The organism is Salinarimonas rosea DSM 21201 (genome assembly GCF_000429045.1).
Taxonomy (GTDB): domain Bacteria; phylum Pseudomonadota; class Alphaproteobacteria; order Rhizobiales; family Beijerinckiaceae; genus Salinarimonas; species Salinarimonas rosea.
Genome location: NZ_AUBC01000006.1, coordinates 90,165 through 106,805, shown reverse-complemented (window position 1 = coordinate 106,805; position 16,641 = coordinate 90,165). Strand labels below are relative to the sequence as shown.

The following is a 16,641-nucleotide window of genomic DNA, read 5'->3' as shown; positions in this document are numbered from 1 at the left end:
ACTCGGCTCGACGAACAGGCCGCCACGCCGACGACGGGCGATCGGGAACTCCCCTCTCCCTCGCGGAGAGGGGCGGGGGTTGTGGGGCCGTCAGGATGAGGCTCGCCCGCGATTCAGGCCTGCTTCGCCGCCGGGCGGCATCCGCGTCGTCATGGTCCTGCACGCCCCACACCCCCGGCCCCTCTCCGCCAGGGAGAGGGGAGACTCGCGGCGGTCCCGCCTCACTCCTCCATCGCGATCAGCGCGGCGTTGCCGCCGGCGGCGGCCGTGTTGACCGTCACCACCTGCTCGGTGGCGAAGCGCTGGAGGTAGTGCGGGCCGCCGGCCTTCGGGCCGGTGCCGGAGAGCCCGTGGCCGCCGAAGGGCTGCACGCCGACGACGGCGCCGATCATGTTGCGGTTGACGTAGACGTTGCCCGTCGTCATCCGCCGCACGACCCGCTCGATCGTCGCCTCGATGCGCGAGTGCACGCCGAGCGTCAGGCCGAAGCCCTTGGCGTCGATGGCATCGAGCAGCGCGTCGAGCGCCTTCGCCTCGTAGCGCACCACGTGGAGGACGGGGCCGAAGATCTCCTCGCCGAGCTCCTCCGGCTTCGCCAGCTCGAAGAGATGGGGCGCGACGTAGGTCCCCTCCGCCGGCGCCTCCATGGCGAGATGCGTGCGGCGCGCGCGCGCCGTCGTCGCCGCGATGTGCGCGTCGAGCTTGGCCTTCGCCTCGGCGTCGATCACCGGGCCGACCTGGACGGAGAGGTCGCGCGGGTCGCCGACCTTCAGCTCGCGGGCGGCGCCGGCGATCATGGCGATCATCTTGTCGGCCACGTCGGCCTGGACGCAGAGCAGCCGCAGCGCCGAGCAGCGCTGGCCGGCGGAGCGGAAGGCGGACATGACGACGTCGTCGGCGACCTGCTCGGGCAGCGCGGTGGCGTCGACGATCATGGCGTTGATGCCGCCGGTCTCGGCGACGAGCGGCACGATCGGCCCGTCCTTGGCGGCGAGGGTGCGGTTGATGATCCGCGCCACTTCCGTCGAGCCGGTGAAGACGACGCCCGCGACCCGTGCGTCCGCCACGAGCCGTGCGCCGATCGCCCCGTCGCCCGGCACGAAGGCGAGGGCGCCCGCGGGGATGCCCGCCTCGTGGAAGAGCGCGGCCGCATGGGCGGCGACGAGCGGCGTCTGCTCGGCGGGCTTGGCGACGACGGTGTTGCCGGCGACGAGCGCCGCCGCGACCTGGCCGACGAAGATCGCCAGCGGGAAGTTCCAAGGCGAGATCGCCACGAACACGCCGCGCCCGCGCAGGGTCATGCGGTTCGTCTCGCCGGTGGGACCGGGGAAGTCGATCGGCGCACCGAAGACGCGCTCGGCTTCCACGGCGTAGTAGCGGCAGAAGTCCACCGCCTCGCGGATCTCGGCGAGCGCGTCGTCGATGGTCTTGCCGGCCTCGACCTGCATCAGGTGGACGAGCCGGCCGCGGTCGCGCTCGATCAGGTCGGCCATGCGCCGTATCGCCCCCGCCCGCAGGGCCGCGGGGCTCGCGGCCCAGGCGGGGTGCGCGGCGTGCGCCGCGGCCATGGCGGCGTCGGCGTCCGGGAGCGAGGCCTCGACGACCCGGCCCGCCAGGGTCCGCCCGTCGATCGGGCTCGCGACCTCGCGCGCCGCGCCGTCCCGCGCGCGCCCGCCGATCACGGGCCGCGCCAGCGCCGCGCCGGGGCGGCCGGCCTCGATCTCGGCGGCGAAGGCGGCCAGCGCCGCGCGGTCCCCGAGCTCGACGCCGCGCGAGTTGGCCCGCGAGGAGCCGAACAGGTCGCGCGGCAGCGGCAGCTTGGAATGGCGTGCGCGCTGCGGCGTGCCGATGATCGCCTGCGGGCGCTCGAGCAGCCGCTCGACGGGCACGTCCGGGTCGGCGGCGACCGAGACGAACGAGGAGTTCGCCCCGTTCTCCAGGAGGCGCCGCACGAGATAGGCGAGGAGGTCGCGGTGCCCGCCGACGGGCGCGTAGACCCGGCAGCCGAGACCGGGATGGCGCTCCAGCAGGCGCCCGTAGAGCGTCTCGCCCATGCCGTGCAGGCGCTGGAACTCGTAGCCGACGCCGTCGCCCGCCCGCGCCGCGATCTCGGCGACGGTGAGCGCGTTGTGGGTGGCGAATTGCGGGTAGAGACGCGGGCGTGCGGCGAGCAGCCGATCGGCGCAGGCCATGAAGGAGAGGTCCGTCATCGCCTTGCGGGTGAAGACCGGGTAGTCCGGCAGGCCGCGCTCCTGCGCGCGCTTCACCTCGGTGTCCCAGTAGGCGCCCTTGACGAGGCGCACCATGAAGCGCCGGTCGAGCCGCTCGGCGAGCGCCGCGACATAGTCGATCACGGCCGGCGCACGCTTCTGGTAGGCCTGGACGGCGAGGCCGAAGCCGTCCCAGCCGGCGAGCGACGGGTCGGCGGCGACCGCGGCGATCACCTCGAGCGACAGCTCGAGCCGGTCCGCCTCCTCCGCGTCGACGGTGAAGTTGAGGTCCCAGGCCTTCGCCTTGCGGGCGAGATCGACGACGCGGGGCGTCAGCTCCGCGAGCACCCGCTCGCGGGAGAGCGCCTCGTAGCGCGGATGGAGCGCCGACAGCTTCACCGAGATGCCCGGGCGCTCGGGGAGGCGCTTGTCGCCGGCGCCGCGGCCGATGGCCTCGATCGCCTGCGCATAGCTCTCGAAGTAGCGCTCGGCGTCCCGGGCGGTGCGGGCGCCCTCGCCCAGCATGTCGAAGGAATAGCGGTAGACCCGGCCCTTGCCGGTGCGGGCGCGGGAGAGCGCCTCCTCGATCGTCTGGCCGAGCACGAAATGCGAGCCGAGCACCCGCATCGCCTGGCGCGTGGCCGTGCGCACGGTAGGGAGCCCCAGCCGCTTCGTCATCTGCTGGAGGATGCCCTCGGGCGTCTCGCCCGGGCGGATGACGCGTGCGGTGACGCCGAGCGCCCAGGCGGAGGCCGAGACGAGGAACGCCCCCGACTTGGCCTCGTGATGCGCGAAGTCCCCCTGCCCGAGCTTGTCCTCGATCAGCCGATCGGCGGTCGCGGCGTCGGGTACGCGCAGGAGCGCCTCGGCCAGCACCATCAGCGCGAGCCCCTCGCGGGTGGACAGGGCATACTCCCGCAGGAGATCCTCGACGCCGCCGAAGCCGCGCTCCTCGGCGCGGATGGCGCCGATCAGGTCGCGGGCGAGGGCGTCCGAAGCGTCCTCCGTCGCGGGCGCGGCGCGCGCCTCGGAGAACAGGCGCTCGGCGAGGGCGACGTCGTCCTCGGCGTAGGGGGCGGAGAAGGGCGGGAAAGCGTGGGAGAGGGCGTCCATGGCGGGGCTCCCGTCGACGGCCGGTACGGCATCGGGCGATGTCTCACCATAGCGCGACTTGCGTCGCGCTTCCACTGGCGTATCTTGATGCTTCCCGCCGAAGCGGCGGCGCAGCGAGGATTTTTCGGTGAAAGCCACGGAACTCGATCGGGTCGACACTCGCATCCTCGCCGTGCTCCAGGAGGACGGGCGCATCTCCGCCGTCGAGCTGGCCGAGCGCATCGGCCTCTCGCCCACGGCGACGGGCGAGCGCCTGCGCCGGCTGCAGAAGGACGGCGTGATCGTCGGCTTCACCGCCCGGCTCGACCCGCACCGCGTCGGGCTCGGCCTCCTGGTCTTCGTCGAGGTCTCCCTCGACAAGACGACGCCCGACGTGTTCGAGCGCTTCGCCGAGGCGGTGCAGCGCGCGCCCGAGGTGCTCGAGTGCCACATGGTCGCCGGCGGCTTCGACTACCTGGTCAAGACGCGCATCTCCGACATGGCCGCCTACCGCCGCTTCCTCGGCGACGTCCTGCTCGCGCTGCCGGGCGTGCGCGAGACGCGCACCTACGCGGTGATGGAGGAGGTGAAGACGGACGGGGCCCTGCCGGTTTGAGGCCGCTCCGGCGGCACCGCGGTCGAACCCTGCACGTCGGGCGTCGTTGCCGGGCGAAGTGCGCCCACACGTGAACCCGCGAGCGCACCCGCACGTCCAGCCGACGGAGGCCTCGATGACCGCATCCGAGAATCCCCTGAAGCGCGATTTCCCCGGCGACGTCCATCGCGTCGAGGCCGCGCGCCGCGCCGATCCCCACTTCGAGAAGATCGTCGCCCGCTACGAGGAGGTCGACCGCGAGATCGCGCGGATCGACGCGCGCCAGGAGCTGCGCACCGACGACGAGGAGAAGGTGCTGCGCGAGCACCGCGTCGCCCTGCGCGACGCCATCGCCCAACGCCTGCGCGAGGACGGGCCGGCGCCGTAGGGACGCCGGCGCCGGGAGCCTTGAGGGGCGCCCGGCGGCGCCCCCTTCACGCGGCCGCCGGCTTCACTCCGCCGGGGCCATGGCGGCGCGGCGCGGCGGCAGCCGCGCCCAGGCCGGCCGCTCGAACAGGAAGGCGGCCGGCGTGTTGCGCACGATCCGCTCCAGCACCAGCGGCGCGATCACGGCGCCGAGCGTGACCACGAGCGAGACCACGCCGACGTCCTCGACGAGGCCGGTGCGCAGCAGCACCTCGCGGGTCGCGGCCATGGGGAAGAAGAAGGCGAGGTAGATCGCGATCGAGTGCTGCCCGGCATAGGCGAAGGGCCGCCCGGCCATCGTCCCGGCGATCAGCGCCGAGACGCAGACGATCGCCACCGCCCCCGCGACGCCCAGCGCCAGGCTCACCACCGGCAGGGCGGCGAGCGTCGTCGTGGTGCCGAGCACGCCGACGGTCGTGAGCGCCAGCACGCCGTTGACGACGGCCCAGACGCCGAGGAAGCCGAGCGCGGCGGCCCTGCGCGCGACCGCCGCCTCGGCGAGGCGGAAGATCATCGGCGCGAGATGCCAGCCGGCGAGGAAGTAGACCAGGCGCGCGGCGAACTCGTCCAGCAGGAACCAGCCGGTGTGGATCGGCGCGATCTCCAGCGCCGCGGCGGCCGCGAGCACCAGGACGGGGTTCACCCGGCGCACCAGCTTCGCCACGATCGAGAAGATCGCCAGCATGTAGACGAACCACAGCGTCGAGAACGGCTCGACCAGGGAGATCGCGAGGTGCTCGAGGAAGCCGGCGAGCGTGCCGTCCGAGACCGTGCCGATCTTCACCAACGACTGGATCACGAGCCAGAGCAGGTAGAAGTAGACGAAGTGCAGGATGCGCTTGTCGCCGTAGGTGCGCCAGTCGCGGTCGACGACACGTGCGAGGAACAGGCCCGAGATCAGGAAGAAGTCCGGCATGCGGAAGGGCGCCGCGAAGGCGACCACCCAATGCATGAAGCCCTCGCCACCCATCGCCTCGCCGACGCCGAGGGTGGCGTGCATCATCACCACGAAGACGATGCAGATCCCCTTGGCCGCATCGACCCAGCCGACCCGGCCCGCGTCCGCCGGCGTTCCAATCCGATGCATCGCGACCTCCTCATCCCGTGCCCGTGCGCCGTCGCTGGTCTCGTCCCGCCGCGGGACGCCTGCGCGGCATTCGCCACGAATTGTGCAGGTTCCGGGCCAGGCGCGCCGATGCCGGCCGTCGTCGCACGACGAGGGTAAAGGTCCCGCCCCCGCGCCGGCGCCGTCCGCCGGCGTGGTTGATCCTTCCTGAACGGGCCGGCGCACCGGGCCGCAAGCCCGACGCAAGGCACGCCGCGCACCCTGGCCGCGTCAGAAACGACGAGGAGCTTCGTCCGTGGTCGACGGCATCCACCTCTTCAGCCTCGCCTCGCGCAAGTCCGAGTGGCTCTCCGTGCGCCAGGCGACGATCGCCGAGAACGTGGCGAACGCGAGCACGCCGGGCTTTCGCGCCCGCGACGTCGAGCCGTTCCGGGACGTCCTCGACCGCACGAGCCTCCAGCTCGCCGCCACGCGGCCGGATCACCTCCTGCCGGCGCAGGACGCCCGCGTCTCCGAGACGCGCACCCGCGACGGCTGGGCGATCACCCATTCCGGCAACTCGGTGAGCATCGAGGAGGAGCTGATCAAGGCCTCCTCGGCGAGCCGCGAGCACTCGCTGGCGAGCGGCATCGTCAAGTCCTTCCACCGCATGCTGATGCAGAGCGCCCGATGATCGATCCCCTGACCTCCGCCTCGCGCATCGCGGGCTCCGGCCTCGAGGCCCAGTCGACCCGCATGCGCATCATCGCCGAGAACCTCGCCAACGCGAACGCCACGGGCGACACCGCGGGCGCGGACCCCTACCGGCGCAAGACCGTCACCTTCGAGAGCCTGATCGACCGGTCGTCCGGCGCGAGCCTCGTCTCGGTGGACGGTGTCGGCGCCGACCGCGCGCCGTTCCGCACGGAGTTCGACCCGTCGCACCCGGCCGCCGACGAGAACGGCATGGTCAAGCTGCCCAACGTCGACATGCTCGTGGAGATGGCCGACATGCGCGAGGCCAACCGCGCCTACGAGGCCAACCTCGCGGTGATCCGCCAGACCCGCTCCATGGTCGCCCAGACCATCGACCTGCTCAGGAGCCAGTGATGATCGACGCCGTCGGTTCCCTCTCCAGCCTGTCCGGCCTCTCGGGCGTGTCCGGCCTCGGCGCCGCCCGCGCGACCGAGCGCCTCGCGATCACGGCGCCGCCGGCGCACGCGGGCTCCGCCGCCGCGGCCGGCACCCCGGATTTCGGCGCCGTCCTCGCCGACGTCGCCAAGCAGGGCGTCGCCGTCGTGCGCGAGGCCGAGGCCGCCTCCATCGCCGGGATGAACGGCAAGGCCTCAGTCCAGCAGGTGGTCGAGGCCGTGATGAACGCCGAGCGCACGCTCCAGACCGCCATCGCGGTGCGGGACAAGGTGGTGCAGGCGTACCAGGAAATCAGCCGGATGCAGATCTGAGGAGGATCGCCGCCATGAAAGCGCTCGCCATCGCCGCCACCGGCATGAACGCCCAGCAGCTCAACGTCGAGGTCATCGCCAACAACATCGCCAACATCAACACCACCGCCTTCAAGCGGGCGCGCGCCGAGTTCACGGACCTGCTCTACCAGACCGAGCGGCTCCAGGGCGTGCCCATGCGCGGCGGCGAGGCGGCGATCCCGGAGGGCGCGAACCTCGGGCTCGGCGTGCGCACCGCCGCGATCCGGAACCTGCACATGCAGGGTGCGCTCTCCCAGACCGGCAACAAGCTCGACCTCGCGCTCGACGGGCGCGGCTGGTTCCAGGTGCAGGGGCCGGAGGGCGAGATCCTCTACACCCGCGCGGGCTCCTTCAACACCAACGCCGAGGGCCAGCTCGTCACGATGGAGGGCTACCTCGTCGACCCCGCGATCCAGGTGCCGGAGAACACGGTCGAGATCGTGGTCAACCAGTCCGGCCAGGTCTTCGCCCGCGTGCCGGACCAGCAGCAGCTCGAGGATCTCGGCCAGCTGACGCTCGCGAACTTCGCCAACGAGACCGGCCTCGAGCCGATGGGCGGCAACCTCTATCGCGAGACCGAGGCGTCCGGCCAGCCGGTGGTCGGCGTGCCCGCCGATCCCGGCTACGCCAAGATCCACCAGGGCTATCTCGAGGCGTCCAACGTCGATCCGGTGAAGGAGATCACCCAGCTGATCTCCGCCCAGCGCGCCTACGAGATGAACTCCAAGGTCATCCAGGCCGCCGACCAGATGGCCTCCACCGTCACGAACGGCATCCGCTGAGCGAGCGCGACGACCGGAGCTGCGCCATGTGCCCCTTTCCCGAGACCGCCGCCCGCCGGCGCCCGACCGCATGCCTCGCAGCGGGCGCGGCCCTCGCCTTCGCCGCGCTCGTGGCGCCGTCGCCGGCCCGCGCCGCCGGCGTCACGCTGCCCGTGCCGACGATCACGATCTATCCCGGCGAGACGATCAAGGACACCGTGCTCGTCGAGCGCGAGTTTCCCCCGAGCACCGGCCAGCTCGCCGTCGTGCGCGACGCCGACGCCCTCGTCGGCAAGGTCGCGCGCCGCACGCTGCTGCCGGGGCGCGTCGTGCCGCAGAACGCGGTCGAGGAGGCCAAGCTCGTGGTGCGCGGGGAGACGACGCAGATCGTCTTCCAGGCCGACGGGCTCGTGATCTCGACCCTGGTCACCCCGCTCGAATCCGGCGGGGCGGGGGACCGTGTGCGCGCGCGCAACCTCGATTCCGGCCTCGTCATCGTGGGCGTCGTCCAGGACGACGGCTCGCTGCGCGTGGGGACCCCGTGATGCGCCGCCTCGCCTCGCTCCTCCTCGCGCTGGCGGTGGCCGCGACGGGCGCTCTCGCGCTCGCCCCCGCCGCCCGCGCCGACGCCTTTCCCGGCGGCGTCACGCGCATCAAGGACATCACGACCCTCAAGGGCATGCGCGAGAACCAGCTCGTCGGGTACGGGCTCGTGGTGGGGCTCGCCAATACGGGCGACACGCTGCGCAACGCACCCTTCACCGAGCAGTCCCTCACCTCGATGCTCGACCGGATGGGCGTCAACGTCGGCGCCGACCAGCTGCGCGCCCGCAACGTCGCCGCCGTCGTGGTGACCTCCGAGCTGCCGCCCTTCGTCGGGCGCGGCTCGCGGATCGACGTCACGGTCTCGGCGCTCGGCGACGCGCGCTCGCTGCTCGGCGGCACGCTCGTGATCACGCCGCTGATGGGGGCCGACGGCCAGATCTACGCTGTGGCGCAGGGGCCCGTCGCCGTCACCGGCTTCTCCGCGGCCGGCGAGGCCGAGATCGTCACCCAGGGCGTGCCGACGGTGGGCCGCGTGCCCAACGGAGCCCTCGTCGAGCGCGAGCTGCCCGACCATTTCGGCAACATGCGCTCGCTGATCCTGGAGCTGCGGAACCCGGACTTCCGCACGGCGGTGCGCATCGCCGACGCCATCAACGTCTACACGCAGGCGCGCTTCGGCGGGCGCGGGGCCTACGAGCGCGACTACCGCTCCGTGCTCGTGGTCAACCCGCCGGACGTCAGCCCGGTGCGCTTCCTCGCCGAGCTCGGCGACCTCGTGGTGACGCCCGATACGCCCGCGCGCGTCGTCATCGACGAGCGCACCGGCACGGTGGTGATCGGCGCGGACGTGCGGATCTCGACCGTCGCCGTCACGCACGGCAACCTCACGGTGCGCGTCACCGAGCTGCCGGTGGCCTCGCAGCCGGCGCCGTTCTCGGACGGCCAGACGGTGGTCCTGCCCGACACCCGCGTCGAGGTGCGAGAGGGCGAGGGCCGCCTCGCCATCCTCCAGGGCTCGAGCCTGCAGACCCTGGTCGCCGGCCTCAACCAGATCGGGCTGAGGCCCGCCGGCATCATCGCCATCCTCCAGGCGATCAAGTCGGCGGGGGCGCTGCAGGCGGATCTGGTCATCCAGTAGCGGGGCGCTCGCCGCCGCCGGCGCCGGTCTCCGCCGAGATCAGGTCGGCGACGAACGGCAGATGATCCGACGCCACCCGGCTCGTGGCCGTGCGCAGGGCGCGCCCGTTCGCGAGCCGCGCCCCGTTCGCCGCCATGATGTGGTCGATCCGGGTCAGCGGCATCCAGGAGGGGAACGTCGGGTGGCGTGCCCCGCTTCCAGCCCGGGCGCATTCGAGCGCGGCGGCGAGGCGCTTGTAGGCGGCCGAGCGCAGGCCGGCATTGAGGTCGCCCATCAGCACCGCGGGGCCGCTCGTGCCGCCGAGCCAGTCCGGCCCGAGCAGCGCCTGCGCCTGGGCCATGCGGTCGCGGGCGCTGAGCACGGCCAGATGCGTGCAGATCACCTGGAGCGGCCCCGCTCGCGTGTCGACCTCGACCCACAGCGCGGAGCGCCGCTCCGGCATGGCCGGGCCGAGCCGCGGCAGCGGTCCGCCCTTCACGGGACGCATCGGCAGGTCGGAGAGGACGGCGAGGCCGAACTGCTCGCCGGCGAAGGTCGCGGTGCGCTGGAAGTGCCAGCCCATGCCCAGATTGCGCGCGAGCGTCATCAGCGCGTGCGCGCCCTCGGCACGCGCGCTCCAGCGCACCTCCTGGAGCGCCACGATCCGCGCGCCGCTCTCGCGGATCACGGCCTCGATGCGCTCGGGCTCGCGGCGGCGATCGGTGCCGTAGAACGAATGGATGTTGTAGGTGAGGAGACGGGGCATCGAGACGCGAGATGGGGTCGGGAGGGCCGCGCGTGAAGGTGCGCCCCCCTCACTCGCGCAGGCGAATGCGCCCCTGCGCGAACAGGGCGCGGCAGTCGCCGGCATCCGCCATCCTGTCCTCGTCGAGCGGGACCGCGGCCATGCCGTCGCCCTCGAAGCGCGGGTCGTCGCACTCGCCGTCGCCGGCGAAGCGGCTCGTGTCCGCGCCGAAGTCGATCGACGCGAGCGCCTCGTCGGAGGGTGTCGGGGGCGGAGACGCGTCCGCGGCCGTCGCCGCGAGCGCGATGGAGCCCGCCTTGTAGAGCCGGCGGCAATCGCTCGCGTCCGCGAGCGTCGTCTCCTCCTGGACCGAGAAGGCCATGCCCTCGCCGACGAAGCGCGGGTCGTCGCACTCGCCGTCCTTCGGCCACGACCCGGAATCGTCACCGAAGGCGATGGCGTCCAGGGGCGGCTGCACCGCGGCGGGCGTGCCCCAGCGAGGGCTCGAGCTGCGTGCGAGCAGCCCGGCCTCGAAGAGGCGGCGGCAGTCGCTCGCGTCGCGCATCAGCTCCTCGGCGGAGGGGGCGCCGGCCATGCCCGCGCCCTCGAAGCGCGGATCGTCGCACTCGTCGTCGTTCGGCCAGCGGCCGGTGTCGTCGCCGAAGTCGATCCCTTCCGCCGATTGCGGCACGGGCGCGACATCGTCGGTGCGCAGCGCGACGGCGCCCTCCTCGAACAGCCGACGGCAGTCGCCGGCGTCGCGCAGGCGCTCCTGCTCCAAGGGCTGCGCCGCCATGCCGGCGCCCTCGAAGCGCGGATCGTCGCACTCGCCGTCGTTCGGCCAGCGGCCGGTGTCGTCGCCGAAGTCGATCCCGTCCGCCGATTGCGGCCCGGGCGCGACATCGTCCGAGCGCAGCGCCACCGCACCCCCCTCGAACAGCCGACGGCAGTCGCCGGCGTCGCGCAGGCGCTCCTCCTCGAAGGGCTGCGCCGCCATGCCGGCGCCCTCGAAGCGCGGATCGTCGCATTCACCGTCGTTCGGCCAGCGGCCGGTGTCGTCGCCGAAGTCGATGCCGGCCGTCGCCGGGCCGGGACCGGTGGCCGGGGCGGGCGCGGCCCCGCGCAGCGCGATCGCGCCCCCCTCGAGCAGGCGGCGGCAATCGCTCGCGTCGCGCATCCGGTCCTCGTCGAGGAGGAGCGCCGCCATGCCCTCGCCGGTGAAGCGCGGGTCCTCGCACTCGCCGTCGTTCGCCCAGCGACCCGAATCGTCGCCGAAGTCGATGCCCTCCCCCTGGAAGACCTCCGGCGCGGCGATCGGGTCGACGGCGCCCGCCTCGAAGAGGCGCCGGCAGTCGCCGGCGTCGGCGCCGCGGTTCTCCTCGACGGTGAGCTTGGCCATGCCGGCGCCCCGGAAGCGCGGGTCGTCGCACTCGCCGTCGTTGGCGAAGCGGCTCGAATCGTCGCCCCAGACGAAGCCCGGCCCCGCCTCGCGGGCAGCCGCCGGGCCGGCCGCGAGGCCCGCGAGGAGCCCGAGCGTCGCGCATGCTCCGGCGAGCCGCAGGGCGGTGCGCCCCCGCCTCGTCGCCTCGTCCACCCCGATCGTCATGGCATTCCCCCGGCCCGTCGCATCCCGCGCGCGACTGTACGCCCCTCGCGCACGGGGCGGAAGGGCGGATGCGCGCGCTTCCCGATCCGCGCCGCACGGGGTAAGCCGGTGCGTATCGTCCCGCCGAGCGAGGTCCCCATGGTCGACGCCGCCCCCGCCGCCCCGCGCAGCCTCGCGGGCCTCACGATCCTCGACCTGACCCGGGTCCTCGCCGGCCCGAGCGCGACGCAGCTGCTCGGCGACCTCGGCGCGCGGGTGATCAAGGTCGAGCGCCCCGGCGTCGGCGACGACACCCGCGCCTGGGGCCCGCCCTTCGTCGCCGACGAGAGCGGCGCGCCGAGCGACCTCTCCGCCTACTTCCTCGCGGCCAACCGCAACAAGCGCTCGATCGCGATCGATCTCGCGAGCGAGGCGGGCGCGGGGCTCGTGCGCGACCTCGCCGCGCGGGCGGACGTGGTGATCGAGAACTACAAGCCCGGCGACCTCGCCCGGCGCGGCCTCGGCTACGAGGACCTGCGGGCGGTCAAGCCGGATCTCGTCTGGTGCTCGATCACCGGCTTCGGCCACGACGGGCCCTATGCCGAGCGGATCGGCTACGACTTCCTCGTCCAGGCCATGGGCGGCATCATGAGCATCACCGGCGAGCCGGACGGCGAGCCGATGAAGGTCGGCGTCGGCATCTCCGACCTGATGTGCGGCATGTACGCGGTGGTGGGCATCCTCGCCGCCCTGCGCCACCGGGACGCGACGGGCGAGGGGCAGTTCCTCGAGGTCTCGCTCTACGACACGCAGATCTCCTGGCTGGTGAACGCCGCCACGAACACCCTCGTCTCCGGGAAGGCTCCGCGGCGGCTCGGCAACCGCCACCCGAACATCGCGCCCTACCAGACCTACCGCGCCGCGGACGGGCACCTCGTCGTCGCCGTGGGCAACGACGCGCAGTTCCGCCGCTTCTGCGCCGCGCTCGCAGCGCCCGACCTGGCGCAGGACGCGCGCTTCGCCACCAATGCCGGCCGGCTCGCGCATCTCGACGCGCTCAACGCCGTTCTCGACCCGATCGTCGCCGGGGACACCGTCGCCGGCTGGGTCGCGCGGCTCGAGGCGGCGCAGGTCCCGGCGGGGCCGGTCGCGAGCGTGCCCGAGGCGCTCGCCGATCCCCACACCCGCGCGCGGGGGATGGTGATCGAGATGCCCTCGCCCGTGGTCGAGGGGCAGGCGCTCGCGCTTCTCGGGAACCCGCTCAAGCTCCGCGCCACCCCCGTGTCCTACGACAAGGCACCGCCGCCGCTCGGAGCGGATCGCGACGCGGTGCTGGCCGACGTGCTCGGTCTCGACGCGGAGGCGATCGCGGCGCTGGCGCAGGCCGGCGCGTTCGGGCCGGCGCCGTGAGGAGATACCGCGGGTTTTCATCGAATCGAGCGAAGTATTCGCGCCGCTTAACGGTGTGTTACCAACGCTTGCGAATCGTCGCTAATTTGAATTCGGATTCATCCCTCGGCAAGTAACCCCCCCTTGACGGTGCCGGTGATTGCCTGCGGCGCACGACCACATAAGCGTTGCCGCAACAAATCTTCGGATTTATCCGTATGACGTCCGATACAACGGGGGTACTGTCGTGTACATCATCGTCGACGAACGAGAGCTTGTCACCACCGGTTACCGATCCGGCTTCGACCGGGAAGGCGTGTCCGCCGTCGGGTTCGACCCATCCGACTTCAACGACTGGATCGCCGGCGCCGCCGAGGAGGATCTCGGCGCCGTCGAGGCGATCCTCATCGGCGATTGCAGCGAGCGGGAGACGCTGCCGCGCCTCGTCAAGAGCCGCTGCAAGGCGCCGGTGATCGCCATGAACGACACCCATTGCCTGGAGCAGACGCTCGGGCTGTTCGCCGCGGGCGTCGACGACGTCGTGCGCAAGCCCGTGCACGTGAAGGAGATCATGGCCCGGGTCGGCGCCTTCAACCGGCGGGCGCAGGCCGGTCCTGCCGAGAGCGAGGCGGCGCCGGTGGAGCACGACCTGCGGGTCTTCTTCGACGGCCGCGATCCGATCGTGCGCGGCGATGTCCTGGCGCTGCCGCGGCGCGAGCGACGCATCCTCGAGTACCTGTTCAAGAACAAGGGCAAGCGCGTCCAGCGCGAGCAGATCTTCTCGGCCGTCTACGGCGTCTTCAACGAGAACGTCGACGAGGCGGTGGTCGAGAGCCACATCTCGAAGCTGCGCAAGAAGCTGCGCGGGCGGCTGGGCTACGACCCGATCGATTCCAAGCGCTTCCTCGGCTACATGTTCGCCTGATCCTGCGTTTTCATCCGTCGCTCTCGGCCGTTCGGGTCGATCCGCTTCTTCCTTCCGATCGTTTCGCATCACGAGCTGGTACCGGCCTTCGCGCCACCCGGGACGACGCGTCCCACCCGAGCCGACACCGTCCGCCGCGACCTCAGCGACGCTCCCCGCCGGGGACCGCGCCCAGTTCCACCACGAACATCGCCCCGCCGCCCTCCGGCCGCACCACGCGGACGTCGCCGCCGTGCCGGCGCGCGATCTGGCGCACCAGCGACAATCCCAGCCCCCAGCCGCCCGCCGCCTCCGAGCGCCCCGCCGGGCGGTAGAAGGCCTCGAAGACCCGCTCGCTCTCGCCGTCGGGCAGGCCCGGGCCGTGGTCGCGCACGCCGAGGACCGCCCCGCCCTCCGGACGGGCCGAGACGCGGGCCTCGATCGGCGGGGCGCCGTGGCGCGCGGCGTTCTGGAAGAGGTTGCGCACGAGCCGGCGCAGGAGCCGCGGATCGCCCGGAATCTCGACCGCCTCGCCCTCCACGGACGCGCCGACGCGCGCGCCCTCCTCCGCGGCGAGCGCCAGCAGGTCGACGGGCTCGATGCGCTCGAGGCCGGCGACGTGCTCGAGCCGGCTCGCCACCAGGATCTCCTCGACGAGCGCGTCGAGCTCCGCGAGGCTCGTCACGATCTCGCGCTCCAGCGCCGGGCGCGGATCCTCGCGCCAGAGGTCGATCGCCATGCGCAGGCGCGCGAGCGGCGAGCGCAGCTCGTGGCTCGCATTGGCGAGGAGGGCCGTGTGGGAGGCGACGAGGCGCTCCACCGTCTCGGCGGCCGCGTCGAAGCTCCGTGCCACGGCCGCGACCTCGTCGCCGCCGGCAAGGCCGACGCGGACCGAGAGGTCGCCTGCCCCCCAGGCCTCGACGCCGGCGCGCAGGCGCTCCAGCCGGCGGGTGATGTGGCCGACGACCGGGTAGGCGACGAGCGCGATCAGGATCGCGATGATCGCGATCGGCACCAGCGGGTTGCGGTCGTCGTCGCCCTCGCCCGCTGGGTCGTCGCGCCCGAAGCGCGCCTGCACGACGCGCCCGTCGGGCAGGGTGAAGACGAGGACGCGGTGTGCGCGCTCGAGCCGCGGATCGCCGGCGACGAGCCGCCCGTCCGGGCCGCGCAGGGCGAGATCGGCGCCGAGCGCCTCCGACAGGCGGGCGAGCGCCGGGCCCGGGTCCTCCACGGGCAGCGTGCGCGCGAAGAACGTGCGCCCGCGCTCCGCCCAGGGCCCGCGCTCGTCGGCGGCGGCGATGCGGAACACGATCGCCCCCGCCACCGCGACGACGAGCACCGCCGCGACCACCGTGAGGTAGATCTTCCAGAACAGGGAGAGGCCGCGCGGGCGGCGCAGGACGCCGGAGAGCCGCGCCATCAGCCGCCCTCGTCCTGGACGCGCGCGAACACGTAGCCCGCGCCGCGCACGGTGAGGATGCGGCGGGGGTGCTTCGGGTCGTCCTCGATCGCGGCGCGGATGCGCGAGACGTGGACGTCGATGGAGCGGTCGAAGGCCTCGAGCTCGGCGCCGCGCACCAGGTCCATCAGCTGCTCGCGCGAGAGCACGCGCCCGGCGTTCTCGGCCAGCGCAGCGAGGAGGTCGAACTGGTAGGAGGTGAGCGCGCGCTCGGTTCCGTCGACGCGCACCTGGCGCGCGCCGCGGTCGACCTCGAGCCGCCCGAAGCGCAGCGGCGGCGGCCCGGCCTGGGCGACGCCGCCGTGGCGCCGGCGCAGCACCGCCTTGAGGCGCGCCAGCAGCTCGCGCGGGTTGAAAGGCTTGGGCACGTAGTCGTCCGCGCCGATCTCGAGCCCGACGATCCGGTCGGTCTCGTCGCCCTTGGCTGTGAGCATGACGACGGGGACGTCGGAGGAGGCGCGGATGCGGCGCAGGGTCTCGAACCCGTCGAGATCGGGCAGCATCACGTCGAGCACGACGGCCGCGGGCGGGCGCCGGGCGAGCTCGGCGAGCCCGTCCCGCGCCGTCGCAGCGGCGCGGGCGGGAAAGCCGTTCTGGTCGAGGTAGTCCCGCAGCATGCCCGACAGGCGCACGTCGTCGTCGACGATCAGGATCTCGTCCGGCATCGGTGCTGCGGTCCTCTCTCTCCGGGGTCGCTCGGGCTCAGTCTATCACCAACGGCCCCAGCCGCGACGGCGCTCGCCCATCTCCTCGACCAGCTCGGCGCGCTGCTCGGGCTCGAGCACCTCGGCGGCGTCGAGCAGGGCCTGGAGGCCGCGGGCGGAGGCGGCGTCCATGGCGGCGAGGCGCTCGGCCCGCAGGGTCTCGGCGGCGGCGCGGTCGATGGTCTGCGCGCCCAGGATCTCCGCGAGATCCTCGCGGGTGTCGCGGAAGCCGCGCATCAGCGGCACGATCTCGCCGCGCGCCTCCTCGGCGATGGCCTTGATGCGCTCCACCTGCTCGGGGCTGGCATCGACCTCGTCGAGCGTGCGCTCGAGGCGCCATTCCATGAACTCGGCCATGCGGCCGCGCTCCTCGCCGAAGCGGGCGTGCATCGTCTCGGCCCGCGGCCCGTCGCCGGCGGCGTGGCGCAGGATCGGCGCGTCCTGCGCGACCGCGAAGCCGGCGCCGATCGCTCCGACGCCGAGCACGGCGACGCCGGCGGCGAGGAGGCCGCGGGAGACGCGGGAGCGGGCGGGGCCGGCGTTCGGGGCCTTGGGGGTGGTCTCGGTCGTCATGGGTCT

17 protein-coding genes are annotated in these 16,641 nt (G+C 73.2%); 10 read left to right on the top strand and 7 right to left on the bottom strand.

Annotated features, from left to right (window positions below; translation table 11 throughout):
* Window positions 1–221: 221 nt before the first annotated feature.
* The gene (putA, locus tag G407_RS0105690) at window positions 222–3,323 is read right to left on the bottom strand and encodes a bifunctional proline dehydrogenase/L-glutamate gamma-semialdehyde dehydrogenase PutA (RefSeq protein WP_029030039.1); all 3,102 of its coding nucleotides are present in this window, start codon (window positions 3,321–3,323) and stop codon (window positions 222–224) included.
* A gap of 127 nt (window positions 3,324–3,450) precedes the next feature.
* Between putA and G407_RS0105685 the strand changes: the two genes are divergently transcribed.
* Complete coding sequence (locus G407_RS0105685; protein WP_029030038.1) at window positions 3,451–3,918, top strand: Lrp/AsnC ligand binding domain-containing protein; 468 nt, start codon at window positions 3,451–3,453, stop codon at window positions 3,916–3,918.
* A gap of 115 nt (window positions 3,919–4,033) precedes the next feature.
* On the top strand, window positions 4,034–4,285 hold the full coding sequence (locus tag G407_RS0105680) for an HP1242/YdcH family protein (RefSeq protein ID WP_029030037.1): 252 nt from the start codon (window positions 4,034–4,036) through the stop codon (window positions 4,283–4,285).
* Window positions 4,286–4,348: 63 nt separating this feature from the next.
* On the opposite strand, the gene G407_RS0105675 is transcribed toward G407_RS0105680, so the two are convergent.
* The gene (locus G407_RS0105675; RefSeq protein ID WP_029030036.1) at window positions 4,349–5,410 is read right to left on the bottom strand and encodes an acyltransferase family protein; all 1,062 of its coding nucleotides are present in this window, start codon (window positions 5,408–5,410) and stop codon (window positions 4,349–4,351) included.
* A 274-nt stretch (window positions 5,411–5,684) separates the two neighbouring features.
* Between G407_RS0105675 and flgB the strand changes: the two genes are divergently transcribed.
* From flgB to flgI, 6 genes are read left to right on the top strand one after another with little or no spacing between them, the layout of a single operon-like run.
* Window positions 5,685–6,062, top strand: a complete 378-nt coding sequence (gene flgB / locus G407_RS0105670; protein WP_029030035.1) for a flagellar basal body rod protein FlgB — start codon at window positions 5,685–5,687, stop codon at window positions 6,060–6,062.
* Entirely contained in the window at window positions 6,062–6,478 is a 417-nt protein-coding gene (flgC, locus tag G407_RS0105665) for a flagellar basal body rod protein FlgC (protein ID WP_029030034.1), read from the top strand. Before flgB ends, flgC begins: the two co-directional genes overlap by 1 nt.
* Window positions 6,478–6,831: a flagellar hook-basal body complex protein FliE gene (fliE, locus tag G407_RS0105660; protein WP_029030033.1), complete on the top strand. Its 354-nt coding sequence runs from the start codon at window positions 6,478–6,480 to the stop codon at window positions 6,829–6,831. The genes flgC and fliE overlap by 1 nt, the downstream gene beginning before the upstream one ends.
* Before the next feature lie 14 nt (window positions 6,832–6,845).
* Window positions 6,846–7,634 carry a flagellar basal-body rod protein FlgG gene (gene flgG / locus G407_RS0105655; RefSeq protein ID WP_029030032.1) on the top strand — a complete coding sequence of 263 codons (789 nt, stop codon included), beginning with the start codon at window positions 6,846–6,848 and terminating at the stop codon, window positions 7,632–7,634.
* Between the two features lie 26 nt (window positions 7,635–7,660).
* Window positions 7,661–8,158 (top strand): flagellar basal body P-ring formation chaperone FlgA, encoded by a 498-nt coding sequence (gene flgA / locus G407_RS0105650; RefSeq protein WP_029030031.1) that lies wholly within the window; start codon window positions 7,661–7,663, stop codon window positions 8,156–8,158.
* Window positions 8,158–9,297, top strand: coding sequence for a flagellar basal body P-ring protein FlgI (gene flgI, locus G407_RS0105645; RefSeq protein WP_029030030.1), 1,140 nt, complete (start codon window positions 8,158–8,160; stop codon window positions 9,295–9,297). The genes flgA and flgI overlap by 1 nt, the downstream gene beginning before the upstream one ends.
* On the opposite strand, the gene G407_RS0105640 is transcribed toward flgI, so the two are convergent.
* Both G407_RS0105640 and G407_RS30215 read right to left on the bottom strand, forming a co-directional pair.
* The gene (locus G407_RS0105640; protein WP_029030029.1) at window positions 9,287–10,042 is read right to left on the bottom strand and encodes an endonuclease/exonuclease/phosphatase family protein; all 756 of its coding nucleotides are present in this window, start codon (window positions 10,040–10,042) and stop codon (window positions 9,287–9,289) included. The genes flgI and G407_RS0105640 overlap by 11 nt on opposite strands.
* Window positions 10,043–10,091: 49 nt before the next feature.
* Complete coding sequence (locus G407_RS30215) at window positions 10,092–11,627, bottom strand: hypothetical protein (protein WP_052340996.1); 1,536 nt, start codon at window positions 11,625–11,627, stop codon at window positions 10,092–10,094.
* A 138-nt stretch (window positions 11,628–11,765) separates the two neighbouring features.
* Between G407_RS30215 and G407_RS25945 the strand changes: the two genes are divergently transcribed.
* Both G407_RS25945 and G407_RS0105625 read left to right on the top strand, forming a co-directional pair.
* Window positions 11,766–13,016 (top strand): CaiB/BaiF CoA transferase family protein, encoded by a 1,251-nt coding sequence (locus G407_RS25945; protein ID WP_052340995.1) that lies wholly within the window; start codon window positions 11,766–11,768, stop codon window positions 13,014–13,016.
* Window positions 13,017–13,311: 295 nt separating this feature from the next.
* Window positions 13,312–13,920 carry a response regulator transcription factor gene (locus G407_RS0105625; protein WP_342418129.1) on the top strand — a complete coding sequence of 203 codons (609 nt, stop codon included), beginning with the start codon at window positions 13,312–13,314 and terminating at the stop codon, window positions 13,918–13,920.
* Window positions 13,921–14,062: 142 nt separating this feature from the next.
* On the opposite strand, the gene G407_RS0105620 is transcribed toward G407_RS0105625, so the two are convergent.
* From G407_RS0105620 to G407_RS30210, 3 genes are read right to left on the bottom strand one after another with little or no spacing between them, the layout of a single operon-like run.
* Window positions 14,063–15,319 (bottom strand): sensor histidine kinase, encoded by a 1,257-nt coding sequence (locus G407_RS0105620; protein WP_052340994.1) that lies wholly within the window; start codon window positions 15,317–15,319, stop codon window positions 14,063–14,065.
* Window positions 15,319–16,023, bottom strand: coding sequence for a response regulator (locus G407_RS0105615; protein ID WP_029030026.1), 705 nt, complete (start codon window positions 16,021–16,023; stop codon window positions 15,319–15,321). Before G407_RS0105615 ends, G407_RS0105620 begins: the two co-directional genes overlap by 1 nt.
* Before the next feature lie 45 nt (window positions 16,024–16,068).
* On the bottom strand, window positions 16,069–16,635 hold the full coding sequence (locus G407_RS30210) for a Spy/CpxP family protein refolding chaperone (RefSeq protein WP_052340993.1): 567 nt from the start codon (window positions 16,633–16,635) through the stop codon (window positions 16,069–16,071).
* Window positions 16,636–16,641 lie beyond the last annotated feature (6 nt).